At 66.7% G+C, this 12,123-nt stretch carries 13 protein-coding genes; 2 read left to right on the forward strand and 11 right to left on the reverse strand.

Annotation, left to right across the window (positions count from 1 at the left end; genetic code table 11):
* Nucleotides 1–1,022: phosphate acyltransferase (locus AVE30378_RS27500; RefSeq protein WP_279636212.1), on the forward strand; the 1,022-nt coding region annotated here is incomplete at its 5' end.
* Between the two features lie 95 nt (nucleotides 1,023–1,117).
* Here AVE30378_RS27500 and AVE30378_RS27505 read toward each other — a convergent pair.
* From AVE30378_RS27505 to AVE30378_RS27515, 3 genes are all read right to left on the reverse strand, one after another.
* Complete coding sequence (locus AVE30378_RS27505; RefSeq protein ID WP_129245602.1) at nucleotides 1,118–1,498, reverse strand: hypothetical protein; 381 nt, start codon at nucleotides 1,496–1,498, stop codon at nucleotides 1,118–1,120.
* Nucleotides 1,499–1,779: 281 nt separating this feature from the next.
* Complete coding sequence (locus tag AVE30378_RS27510; RefSeq protein WP_129245604.1) at nucleotides 1,780–2,136, reverse strand: DUF4148 domain-containing protein; 357 nt, start codon at nucleotides 2,134–2,136, stop codon at nucleotides 1,780–1,782.
* Between the two features lie 281 nt (nucleotides 2,137–2,417).
* Complete coding sequence (locus tag AVE30378_RS27515) at nucleotides 2,418–2,633, reverse strand: SlyX family protein (protein WP_129245606.1); 216 nt, start codon at nucleotides 2,631–2,633, stop codon at nucleotides 2,418–2,420.
* Nucleotides 2,634–2,669: 36 nt separating this feature from the next.
* Between AVE30378_RS27515 and AVE30378_RS27520 the strand changes: the two genes are divergently transcribed.
* A complete protein-coding gene (locus AVE30378_RS27520) occupies nucleotides 2,670–4,793 on the forward strand; it encodes a TonB-dependent receptor (RefSeq protein WP_425265799.1) in 2,124 nt (707 codons plus the stop codon).
* Here the strand turns inward: AVE30378_RS27520 and AVE30378_RS27525 are convergent.
* The 8 genes from AVE30378_RS27525 to AVE30378_RS27560 all read right to left on the reverse strand — a co-directional run bounded on the left by AVE30378_RS27525 (nucleotide 4,787) and on the right by AVE30378_RS27560 (nucleotide 12,060).
* Nucleotides 4,787–5,434, reverse strand: coding sequence for a nitrogen fixation protein NifQ (locus AVE30378_RS27525; protein WP_129245608.1), 648 nt, complete (start codon nucleotides 5,432–5,434; stop codon nucleotides 4,787–4,789). The two genes, AVE30378_RS27520 and AVE30378_RS27525, sit on opposite strands and share 7 nt — an antisense overlap.
* A 181-nt stretch (nucleotides 5,435–5,615) precedes the next feature.
* Nucleotides 5,616–5,966, reverse strand: coding sequence for a cytochrome o ubiquinol oxidase subunit IV (gene cyoD / locus AVE30378_RS27530; protein WP_129245611.1), 351 nt, complete (start codon nucleotides 5,964–5,966; stop codon nucleotides 5,616–5,618).
* Entirely contained in the window at nucleotides 5,966–6,580 is a 615-nt protein-coding gene (gene cyoC / locus AVE30378_RS27535) for a cytochrome o ubiquinol oxidase subunit III (protein WP_129245613.1), read from the reverse strand. Before cyoC ends, cyoD begins: the two co-directional genes overlap by 1 nt.
* A gap of 3 nt (nucleotides 6,581–6,583) precedes the next feature.
* A complete protein-coding gene (gene cyoB, locus AVE30378_RS27540) occupies nucleotides 6,584–8,560 on the reverse strand; it encodes a cytochrome o ubiquinol oxidase subunit I (RefSeq protein WP_129245615.1) in 1,977 nt (658 codons plus the stop codon).
* 2 nt (nucleotides 8,561–8,562) lie between these two features.
* Nucleotides 8,563–9,471 (reverse strand): ubiquinol oxidase subunit II, encoded by a 909-nt coding sequence (cyoA, locus tag AVE30378_RS27545; RefSeq protein ID WP_129245617.1) that lies wholly within the window; start codon nucleotides 9,469–9,471, stop codon nucleotides 8,563–8,565.
* 258 nt (nucleotides 9,472–9,729) lie between these two features.
* Entirely contained in the window at nucleotides 9,730–10,284 is a 555-nt protein-coding gene (locus AVE30378_RS27550; RefSeq protein ID WP_422393628.1) for a response regulator transcription factor, read from the reverse strand.
* Between the two features lies 1 nt (nucleotide 10,285).
* Nucleotides 10,286–11,479, reverse strand: a complete 1,194-nt coding sequence (locus tag AVE30378_RS27555) for an ATP-binding protein (protein ID WP_129245619.1) — start codon at nucleotides 11,477–11,479, stop codon at nucleotides 10,286–10,288.
* Between the two features lie 221 nt (nucleotides 11,480–11,700).
* Complete coding sequence (locus tag AVE30378_RS27560; protein WP_129245621.1) at nucleotides 11,701–12,060, reverse strand: DUF4148 domain-containing protein; 360 nt, start codon at nucleotides 12,058–12,060, stop codon at nucleotides 11,701–11,703.
* Nucleotides 12,061–12,123: the final 63 nt, after the last annotated feature.

Raw genomic sequence — 12,123 nt, forward strand, 5'->3', positions numbered from 1 at the left:
CGGGCGCGTTCATGAAGCCGCTGTTCTCGGCGGCCAAGCGCCTGGTGCGCGAAGGCGGCAAGTCGCGCATCGTGTTCACGGAAGGCGAGGACGAACGCGTGCTGCGCGCCGTGCAGGTGGTGGTGGACGAAGGCCTGGCCCGTCCCATCCTGGTCGGCCGGCCCGCGGTCCTGTTGTCGCGCATCGAGAAGTTCGGCCTGCGCCTGCGCCTGGGCGAGGACGTCGAGGTCACCAACCCCGAATACGACGAGCGCTTCCATCAGTACTGGACCACATACTGGGAACTGATGTGCCGCCGCGGCATCACCAAGGAAATGGCGCGTGTGGAAATGCGCCGCCGCCTGACCCTGATCGGCGCGATGATGGTGCGCCTGGGCGATGCCGACGGCATGGTCTGCGGCACGGTGGGCGCCTACCACGACCACCTGCGCTTCGTGGACGAGGTCATCGGCCGCCGTCCCGAGCACAACGTGTACGCGGCGATGAACATCCTGTTGCTCAACGAGCGCACGGTGGTGCTGGTCGACACGCACGTCAACGACGAGCCCTCGGCCGAGCAGATTGCCGAGTTCACGGTGATGGCGGCTCAGGAAATGGCGCGCATGAACCTGGCGCCCAAGGTGGCGCTGCTGTCGCGGTCGAACTTCGGTTCGGGCAGTTCGGCGTCGGGGGCGAAGATGCGCCGCGCGCTGGAGCTGGTGCGAGAGATCGCGCCGGATCTGGAGATCGACGGCGAGATGCACGGCGACTGCGCGCTGGACGAGGCGCTGCGCACGCGCATCCTGCCGTCGTCGTCGCTCAAGGGCGAAGCCAACCTGCTGGTGTGCCCGAACGTGGACTCCGGCAACATCGCCTACAACCTGCTGAAGACGGCCGCGGGCAGCAACGTGGCGGTGGGCCCGTTCCTGCTGGGCGCGAACGCGCCGGTGCACATCCTGACCTCAAGCTCCACCGTGCGCCGCATCATCAACATGGCGGCGATGACGGTGCTGGACGCCAACCGGGTCGACGCCCAGGCCTGAGCCCGCGGCGGCGGGCCTGCCCGTTCGTCAAAAAAAATGCGCGCTGCTTCCCTCCTTGGAGGGGGCAGCGCGCATTGTCTTGCGCGTCGGGCCGCTCAGTTGCTGCTGGCCTTCCAGGTGCCGTCCGGCTGCTTGCAGAACCAGAACTGCCACTTTTCCGTGGTGGCGGCGCGGGAGAAATCGCCGACCAGGAAGCGGCAGGTCTGGTCGTTCTTGACCTTGCTCGTCTGGGTGGGCGTCAGTTGCACCGCGATCGGCGGGGCATTCTTGCGCTGGTGCGTGCTGGTCCACTGGGTGCGCTGGCCGTCGGCGGAGCTGTTCAGCGCCTGCGCCACCGCCTCGTGGAACGAGTCGCGGTCGGCCTTGGGTATCTGGGTGATGATGGCATTGTTCAGCATCACCGGCGGCGCGGCGACCGCCGCGGCCGAGACGCCGCATGCCATGATCAAAGAGGCAAGAACGCGGGTAGTTTTCAAGATGGGCTCCCTGGTTTGTAGAGTCGTTGTGCGATGCCGGATCTTGCGCCGATAGTACCGCAGCGCGACACGCGGCGTCAGGCCGGGCGCGGGTTCACAGCCCGAGGAACGTGAACGGCCCGGCTGTGCCTTGAACTGACCGTCGGCGATGCCGAAGGGCAGCGATACATTGCGGATCACGCTGAGGGCGCTGGCGATCGCTTCGTTCGGCGGGCGCAAAAAAGGCCGCCAGACGGCTGGCGGCCAAGGTACAACAAGGGGAGGGGTAAATCTGCGCGGGCTTAGTTGGCGTGGTAGACGCCGGCGAACGGCATGTCATTGGGCTCGACGTCCGACACCAGGCCCGCGGCCTTGGCGGCGGCCAGTTCGGCGCGCACTTCGGCGCGGGTCTTGCCCGTGTGGGGAGTGCCGTACACGCCTTGGAAAGGCACGTTGTTCGGTTCGACGTCGCTCACTTGGCCGGCGGCCTTGGCGGCGGCCAGTTCGGCCTGCACCTGGGCGCGGGTCGGGCCTTCGTACGGCGCGCCGTAGACGCCCTGGAACGGGACGTTGTTGGGTTCGATGTTGGGCGAAGCGGCATAGGCGCCGGCGCTCAGCGCGGCCAGGGACATCATCAAAGCGGTAGCAAGGGTCTTCATGGTAATTCTCCGATTTCAAGAGCTTGGGAGCGAATCCGGCGGCCTATCCGTCGTGCTTCGTTGCTGTTTCCCGATGGCTCAATAGTGCGCTGAATCGAAGTAGGGATAAACCCGTATATCGGTAAAAGATATTTCCATGAATGGAAAGATTGTCTTCTTATTCGGATATAGTTTCCATTAATGGAACCGATCGAAAAGGCGGCGCCCACGGGATTCCGCCTGGAAACGGTTTCGTTCCAGGCGATCGGCAACAGGGCGGGGACGCGGCGCCGGGCGGCGCCTCAGTAGTGCGGAGGCAGTTCGTCGCGCAGGCTGCGGAAGGGCGTGGCGCCTTCGGGCGCCTGCTGGCGCAGGTCGGCCACTTCGCGCAATAGCCGGTCTATCTGCTGTTGCTGGCGGACGATGATCTGGTTGAGCTGTTCCAGCAGGTCGTCGGCGAAGCTGGCCTTGACCTCCAGCTCCAGCAGGCGGCGTTCGATGTCTTGCGAGTTATCCATGGGGGTCATTAGAACCGATTCCCGGAGGAGACCGGTTTGGCTGAGCAAGCGTGGTGGCGTTCGGGCGCCGGCCGCTGGGCGTTGCGGGGGGCGCTGGCGTCGGCGCCGGCGGCCGCCTGGGCGCAGCCGGCCGCGACCGAGCTGCCCTCGATCGTCGTGACGGGAACGCGCGTGGGCGCGTCCGTGATGGAGACTCCCGCGTCGGTGGACGTGGTGGAGGGCGCGGCGATGCGCCGCGGCCAGCCGGGGATCAATCTGTCCGAAGGGCTGGCCGGCGTGCCGGGGCTGCAAATCCAGAACCGGCAGAACTATGCGCAGGATCTACAGATATCCAGCCGCGGCTTCGGGGCGCGCTCCACGTTCGGCGTGCGCGGCGTGCGCCTGTACGTGGACGGCATACCGGCCACCATGCCGGACGGGCAGGGGCAGACTTCGAACATCGACATCGGTTCCATCGGGCAGGTCGAGGTGCTGCGCGGGCCGTTCTCCGCGCTCTATGGCAATTCTTCGGGCGGCGTGATCCTGGTGTCCACCGAGGACGGCGTCCAGCCGCCGTCGCTGTCCGCCAGCGGCTGGGGCGGCAGCGACCGCACCTGGCGCTACGGCCTGCGCGCCAACGGCGCCACCGGCACGGGCCCCGGCGCCCTGGACTACGTGCTGGACCTGACGCGTTTCACCACCGACGGCTATCGCGACCACAGCGCCGCCCGCAAGAACCTGGGCAACGCCAGGCTGGGCCTGCGGCTGGACGACGCCAGCCGGCTGACCCTGGTGGCCAACAGCGTGGACCTGAAGGCGCAGGATCCCCTGGGCCTGACCTACCGGCAATTCCAGGACGACCCGCGCGCCGCGCCGCTGGCCGAGCAGTACGACACGCGCAAGACGGTGAGGCAGACGCAGGGAGGAGCCGTCTACGAGCGCCAGGTGGACGGCCGCAACGCCCTGCGCCTGATGGTCTATTACGGCCAGCGCGACACCACGCAGTACCAGTCGATTCCGCCGGCCGCGCAGATGGCGCCGTCCCAGGCGGGCGGGGTCATCGACCTGAAGCGCCAGTACGGCGGCGCGGACGTGCGATGGACCTCGGAAGTATCGGCCGGGGGCCGGCCGCTGACCCTGGTGGGCGGCTTTTCCTACGACTCCATGCGCGAAGACCGCAAGGGCTACCAGAACTTCACCGGCTCGGGGGCCGGCCGCCAACTGGGCGTGCGGGGCACGCTCAGGCGCGACGAAACCAATACCGTCTACAACGCCGATCCCTACGTGCAGGCGTCCTGGAAAGTCTCGGAGCGGTGGACGCTGGACGCCGGCCTGCGCTACAGCACGGTGAGCTTCGACTCCGACGACCACTACGCCGTGCCCGGCAACGCCGACGACAGCGGCGCGGCGCGCTACCGCAAGGCCTTGCCGGTGGCGGCGGTCCGCTACGCCCCGGACCCCGGCCTGAGCCTCTATGCCTCGTACGGCCGCGGCTTCGAGACGCCGACGCTCAACGAACTCTCGTACCGGCCGGGCGGCGAGCCCGGCTTGAACTTCGGGCTGGCGCCCGCGCTCAGCACCAATCTGGAGGCGGGCGTGAAGGCGGGCCTGGCGGGCGGCCTCCTGACGGCGGCGTTGTTCCACGCGGGCACCGACGACGAGATCGTGGCGGCGGGCAGTTCGGGCGGAAGGACCAGCTACCGGAACGCCGGGCGCACGCGGCGCGACGGCGTGGAACTGGGCTGGGCCGGCGAGTTCGCGCGGCACGGCCGCGCGCAGTTCGCCTATACCTGGCTGAACGCGCGCTATGCCGACGACGGGCCGGGTGATATCCGCGCCGGCAACCGCATCCCCGGCATCGCCCGCGAGGCGGCGTACGCGTCGCTGGCCTGGGCGCCGCCCGAAGGATGGCAGGCGTCGGTGGAGGGGCGGCTGCTGAGCAAGATCTATGTGGACGACGCCAACGACGGCGACGCGCCCGGCTACTTCGTGGCGGCGCTGAGCGCGGGCTACGTGAAAAAGCTGGGCGCCTGGGAGTTGAACGCCTATGCCCGCGTGGACAATCTGTTCGACCGCCGCTATGCGGGTTCGGTGATCGTCAACGAGGCCAACGGCCGCTACTACGAACCGGCCCCGGGGCGCAGCCTGGGCGCGGGCGTCGGGGCGACCTACCGCTACTGACGCGGGGGTTCGGCCGGCGCCGGCCGATAGCAGACGCCGTAGTCCTCGCAGGCCGGACAGCCCGGCGCCTCCGAGGGCGGCTGGCCGGCATGTTCGCGGGCGGAGTAGGCCAGGAACTGCTTCCACCGCAGGTTGCGCACGTTGCGCGCCACCAGGCCGGGATAGTGGCGCGTCAGCAAGGCGGTCACGTCTTCGCGGCCCGACAGGCCCACGTCGCGCCATAAGTGGTCGGGCCGCAGACAGGCCCGCGCCAGCACGCCGGTGACCCAGGCCGTGGTGTCCAGGTCCGGCGAACTCCAGGCGTCCAGCAGCGCGCGCAGCAGCCGCGTGAATTCCGCGTGCGCGCCGTCCAGGCCGGGCTCGGCGTAGGCGGCGCCCTGTTCGCGCAGCGCGGCCAGAGAGGCGTCATGGGCGGCCGGCGCGCCGGGGAACAGCCGCGCCAGCAGGGCGTCCAGTTCCCGGGGCGTCAGGCCGCTGCGGCCCAGGTCCCCATGCGCCAGGCTCTTGCCCAGCACCGTGGCGAAGAAACCCGCGTCGGGATGGCCCGGCGGCGCGTAGCGCAGCAGCGCGCGGGCAAGTTGCCGGGCGGTGCCGGAGCCATCGGACGGGGCGTCGGGGCGGGCGGTGGGAAGGGCGTGCATGGCGGGCTCGCGGCGGGGCGGTTCGGCATTACGGGATCGTTATGTAATTGAATATATAACGAAATATCCAGCGCCGCCTTGGCCTCGCGCAAACCCGGCCGCAGGACCGCCTTTGGGCGCCTCGCCCAAAAAAACAGGCGCCCGAAGGCGCCTGCGTTTGTGCTTCAACGGCTGGCCGCCATTACATGGCGTGGCCCATGTTGACGTTCATGTTGTACAGCACCCATGCCGAACCGCCGACGATGATGGCGATGATCAGCACGGTGAAGACGAACGTGGCCAGGTTGTCGCGGGCCGACTTCGATGCGCCCATGTGCAGGAAGTACACCAGTTGCACCAGCAACTGGAGCACGCACAGCGCCACCACGCCGACGATCGTGGCGGTGTGGGATAGCGCGCCGTTCATCACCAGGCCGAAGGAGCCGAAGGTGAGAAGCAGCGAGAGCACGAAACCGATGATGTAGGACTTCAGGCTGCCGTGGTCGGCGGCGTGGTCGTCGTGGCCGTGTGCGGCCGCAGCGGAGTGCGACATCAGATGGCTCCCAAGAGATAGACGAAGGTGAAGACGCAGATCCAGACGATGTCCAGGAAGTGCCAGAACAGGCTCAGGCACGCCAGGCGGCGCTTGTTGATCGAGTCCAGGCCATGGCGGCGGATCATGTCCAGCAGGACGACGATCCAGATCAGGCCGAAGGAGACGTGCAGGCCGTGCGTGCCGATCAGCGTGAAGAACGCCGACAGGTACGCGCTGCGGCCGGGGCCGGCGCCTTCGACGATCAGGTGATGGAATTCATAGACTTCCATCGCGATGAAGCCCGCGCCGAACAGGAACGTCACCATCAACCAGCCCATCGCGCGGGACTTGTTGTTGGCGTGCACGTTCAGGTTGGCCATGCCGAAGGTGAAGCTGGAGAACAGCAGCAACAGCGTTTCGACCAGCACGAACTTCAGGTCGAACAGTTCCTTGCCCGTGGGGCCGCCCGCGGTGGCGTTGGACAACACCGCGAACGTGGCGAACAGGACCGAGAAGATCAGCAAGTCGCTCATCAGATAGACCCAGAAACCGAAAACGGTCTTGGATCCATCGTCGTGATGCGCGTGATCGTCGTGACCCGCGTGGGGGTGGGTGGCTACGGCTTGAATCATGGCTCAGGCGGCCTTCTGCATTTTGTCAAAGTGAGCGTTTTCGATGCGTTCGACTTCCGCGGCCGGGACCCAGTAGTCGACGTCGCGGTCATAGGCGCGGACGATGAACGAACCGATCATGCCGACGAAACCGACGATGGACAGCCACCAGATGTGCCAGATCAGGGCAAAGCACATGACCAGGCCGAAGGCGCCGATGAATACGCCGGCGGAGGTGTTGCGCGGCATGTGGATGTCTTCGTACTTGGCGGGACGCTTGTAGGCCTTGCCGTTCTGCTTGTCTTCCCAGAACTGGTCCAGTTCATCGACGTGAGGAACGTGGGCGAAGTTGTAGAAGGGCGCGGGCGAGGAAATCGACCATTCCAGGGTGCGGCCGTCCCAGGGATCGCCGGTGACGTCCTGGTTCTGCTTGCGCTGTCGGACCGACACGAACACTTGCTGCAGCAGGAACCAGATGCCCAGCATGATCAGCGCGGCGCCGGCCAGGGCGACCAGCAGGTACGGCTGCCATTCGGGGTTGTCGTAGTGGTTCAGGCGGCGCGTCATGCCCTTGAAGCCCAGGACGTACAGGGGCATGAAGGCCATGAAGAAACCGACGAACCAGCAGTAGAACGAATAGCGGCCCAGGCGCTCGTTCAGCGTGAAGCCGAAGGCCTTGGGGAACCAGTAGGTCATGCCCGCGATGCAGCCGAAGACCACGCCGCCGATGATGGTGTTGTGGAAGTGGGCGATCAGGAACAGGCTGTTGTGCAGCACGAACGACACGCCGGGGATGGCCAGCATCACGCCGGTCATGCCGCCGATGACGAACACGATCATGAAGCCCAGCGTCCACAGCACGGGCGTCGTGATGCGCAGGCGGCCGCGGTAGATGGTGAACAGCCAGTTGAAAATCTTGGCCCCGGTCGGGATCGAGATGATCATTGTCGCTATGCCGAAGAAGGCATTGACGTTGGCTCCCGCGCCCATGGTGAAGAAGTGGTGCAGCCAGACCAGGAACGACAGCACGCCGATGGCGGCCGTGGCGTAGACCATGGACTTGTAGCCGAACAGGGTCTTGCGGGCGAAAGTGGCGACCACTTCCGAATACACGCCGAACGCCGGCAGCACCAGGATGTAGACCTCGGGGTGGCCCCAGATCCAGATCAGGTTCACGTACATCATGACGTTGCCGCCCATGTCGTTCGTGAAGAAGTGCGTGCCCAGGTAGCGGTCCATGGTCAGCAGCGCGAGCGTGGCGGCCAGCACGGGGAAGGCGGCGACGATCAGCACGTTGGTGACCAGCGAGGTCCAGGTGAAGATCGGCATCTTCATCAGGCTCATGCCCGGCGCGCGCATGCGCAGGATGGTCACGATGAAGTTGATGCCCGAAAGCGTGGTCCCCAGCCCTGATATCTGGAGCGCCCAGATGTAGTAATCCACCCCCACGCTCGGACTGTAGTCCAGCCCGGACAGCGGCGGATAGGCGAGCCAGCCGGTCGCGGCGAATTCACCGACGAACAGCGAGACCATCATCAGCACGACGCCGGCGCCGAACAGCCAGAAGCTCAGCGAGTTCAGGAACGGGTAGGCCACGTCGCGGGCGCCGATCTGCAGCGGCACCACGATGTTCATCAGCCCGGTGATGAAGGGCATCGCCATGAAGAAAATCATGATGACGCCGTGGGCGGTGAAGATCTGGTCGTAGTGGTGGGGCGGCAGGAAGCCGGCGGAGTCGGCGGAGGCGACCGCCAACTGGGTACGCATCATGATGGCGTCGGCGAAGCCGCGCAGCAGCATGATCAGCGCGACGATGATGTACATCACGCCGATGCGCTTGTGGTCGACCGAAGTCAGCCATTCGGTCCAGAGGTACTTCCACTTGCCGAAGTAGGTGATGGCGCCGAAGACCGCTAGGCCTCCCAGGCACACGGCGGCCAGCGTAACCATGACGATGGGTTCATGGTACGGAATGGCCTCGAGGGTGAGTTTCCCGAGCATTGTTAGTTGATTCCTGCGATCAGATTATTCGACGTGGGGGTGCACGTGGCGGAGTCCACGCCGGCCATCTTGGTCATCGTGCTGCCCAGGATGAAATCGAACATGGCGGGCGGCGCCGATGAATACTTGACTACCGGATTGTGTTCGCTGCGCTTGGTCAGTTCCGCGTAGACCTCGGGGGTCAGCGCGGCCGGCGCGGCCTTGGCTTCCTTGATCCAGTTGTCGAACCCTTCCTGCGGCATGGCGATGGCCTTGAAGCGCATGCCGGAGAAACCGGCGCCGCTGTAGTTGGCCGAGATGCCCGCATAGGTGCCGGCTTCGCGCGCGTTCAGGTGCAGTTTGGTTTCCATGCCCGCCATCGAGTAGATCTGGCTACCGAGCTGGGGGATGAAGAACGAGTTCATGACCGAGGCCGAGGTGATCCGGAAGTTGACCGGCACGTCCACGGGGAAGGCGATCTCGTTGACCGTGGCGATGTCGTACTCGGGGTAGATGAACAGCCACTTCCAATCCAGCGAAACCACCTCGATGGTCACCGGCTTGTGTTCGGAGACGAGCGGCTTGTAGGGATCCAGCGCATGCGTCGAGCGCCAGGTGATCACGGCGAGGATCGCCACGATGATACAAGGGACGCTCCAGACCACGACTTCGATCGCCGTGGAATGGGCCCATTTGGGCTGGTAGTCGGCCTGGGTGTTGGATGCGCGGTATTTCCAGGCAAAGGTCACGATCATGACGAGGACCGGGATCACGACGATGAGCATGAGCCCCGTCGTCGTGAACAGCAAAGTCCGTTCTTGGGCGCCTATGTCTCCCTTGGGGGAGAGGATTTCCATGTTGCAGCCGCCAAGCAGCATGACCGCGCCGACGCCAATAATGCGCGTAAGGGTCGCAAGGAGGGGGTGTTTCACGTACAGCCTTGGATGGAAGGTGGAAAATGCTGCGGAGCAGCAGACTGGAATGCTGCTAGGCAGCAACGTCCATCCTATCGGTTTGATTTGGGTCAAGCCTGCGACGAATGGTCGCATTCCCTGGGGAGATTCTGCTTCGGGCGGAGCAGGTTCAGGGTTTTCCTAGGGGAGTAGGACCCCGGGGGCGGGTTCCAAGGTGCGACGATATGTCGCACCCGCACAAGCCAGGGATGCGACCTTATGTCGCATCCGCACAAATCAGTCCACGAGCACTTCGCGTTCCGGCCCCGGTTTTTTGGCCAGCTTGCGCTGCAAGGAGCGCCGGTGCATCCCCAGGAGGCGGGCGGCGGCCGAGACGTTACCGCCGGTTTCGTGCAGCGCCTGGTGGATGTGCTCCCATTCTAGGCGGTGCAGGGGCGTCATGGTGGTTTCGATCGTAACGGATTCCGGCTTCACCAGGCCCAGCGTGCGCAGAATCATCGGCGCGGTGGCCGGCTTGGGCAGGTAATCGTCCGCGCCGCGCTTGATGGCCTCGACGGCGGTGGCCACACTGGCGTAGCCGGTGACCAGCAGGATGCGCATGTCCGCGCGCAGGGCGCGCAGCGGGCGGATCAGGGTCAGGCCGGAGTCTTCGCCCAGCCGCAGGTCCACCAGGGCGAAGGCGGGCCGGATTTCCTCGGCCACGCGCAGGGCCTCGGCGATGCCGGTGGCGGTGCGGGTTTCCAGGCCGCGGCGCGACAGGCTGCGCTGGAGGGTGCGCACGTACAGCTCGTCGTCGTCGATCAGCAGGCCCAGGTCGGTTGGATTCAGCATGTCAGGTCCCGAGGGGGAGATAAAAGCGGATGCGGGTGCCGCCCCCGTCCGCCGGGGTCATCGTCATTTCGCCGCCGAGCTGCTCGACCGTGGCGTGCGACAGCGCCAGGCCCACGCCCAGCCCTCCCGGCTTGCCGCTGTTGAACAGGCTGGTGGCCGGCAGCAGGGTCTGGTCGGGGTCGAAACCCCGCCCGTAGTCCCGGACTTCGCCCCGCAAGGCGCCATAGCCGTATTCCAGGTGCAGGTCCACGCGGGGCGCGTTGGCGGTTTCGCCGGCGTCCGCCGCGTTGTTCAGCAGCGCCTGCAGCAAGTGGGCGATGGCCGGATCGACCCGCAGGCTGCTGGGCAGGGCGCCCGAGCGTTGCAGGTCGATGGTCGGCCGGATCAGGCGCCATTGTCCCACCACGCGGACGAGGTCCACGGCGGTTGGGACCGCCAGATTGCGGATCCGTTCCCGGCACAGGGCCAGCAACTGGCTGAGGGTGGAGACGTCCGCGCGCAGGTCTTCGTCCTTGACTTCGGCGGCGATCTCGTCGGCCAGCAGCGTCATGGTGGCCAGCGGGGTGTTCAGTTCATGCGCCATCGCCGCCGCGTGGGTGGCCAGCGCGACGATGCCTTCGTTGCGGGTGAAGCGTTCGCGCAGCCGGGCCAGTTCGCGCTCGCGGGCGCGCAGGTCCGAGGCCAGCCGGGTCGAGAACACCAGCACCACCACCACGGAGATCAGGAAGTTGGCGCCCATGCCCCACAGCAGCAGGGTGTGGGTGTCCACGTCGCCGCGCAGCGGCTGGCCGAAGATCGCCGCCGCCGCGTATCCGGAAATCCCCGCCACGGCCGCCGCCAGCGCCCAGTTGCGCGGCAGCGCCAGCGCCGCCAGCGCGGTCAGGATCAGGAACATCATGCCGAACGGGTTGTTGATGCCTCCGCTCCAGCCCACCATCCAGGCGAGCACGGCCATGTCCACGAACAGATGGCCGAACGCGGTCGCGTGGGACAGGTCGCGGCGGTGGCGCAGGCGCAGGCTGGCATAGACGTTGAATCCGATCAGCGCGCCCACGCCCAGCCACAGCGGCTCCAGCGGCAGGGCGAGGCCCAGCGCGCCGCTGGCCAGCAAAATGGTGGCGGCCTGGCCCGCGATGGCGAGCCAGCGCAGGCTGCAGAGGGTACGCAGGAATGAAAAGGCGGAACTACCGGGCATATCCAGACACAGAGGTGCCGGCCTGTCAGCCGGCGGGTCAAGCGCCCGGCTGCGCGGTACGCTGGCATCCGGGACGCGGCGCGGCGGGCGCCGGCTGCCGGCGCGCTCCAGGGGACGCCGGCTGCGGATGTGGTGGCATTGTATGGCGAATCGGGGGGAGGCGCCGGCGAGCGGCGGCGCAGGCCGTCCCTAATATTCAGCCGCCGGCGCGGCCGCCTGCGTCAGTGGATGGCGGAAGTGCCGCTGTGGGCCATCGCGGGAGGGGGATAGTCTTCCTGGTCGGAGGCCATCTCGCCCTGGGTCTGCGCCTGCTGGAGTTCCTGTTGCACCTGGGCGCGGCTTTCCGGCCGGGTGGAGGCGATCGCGGGCGGGTAGTCTTCCTGGCCGAACGTATACAGGCCGCTGGCTTTCGCCTGGGCCAGCTCGGCGCTGACCTGGGAGGCGGTCTTGGGGGCGGGGGCGGCGTAGGTGGCGCGCCAGTCGCCGTAGAGGTCGCGCGTGTATTGCGCGGGCTGGGCCTGGGCGGCCCCGGCGGCGGCCAGGCCGGCGCACAGCACTAAGGTTGCGGTAGAGGCTTTCATGAAATGCTCCTGGTAATCAAAGCATGCGGCCGAAGCCGGCCGCGCCGTCGTCCGCGATGCTGC

Source organism: Achromobacter veterisilvae (genome assembly GCF_900496975.1).
Lineage (GTDB): Bacteria > Pseudomonadota > Gammaproteobacteria > Burkholderiales > Burkholderiaceae_B > Achromobacter > Achromobacter veterisilvae.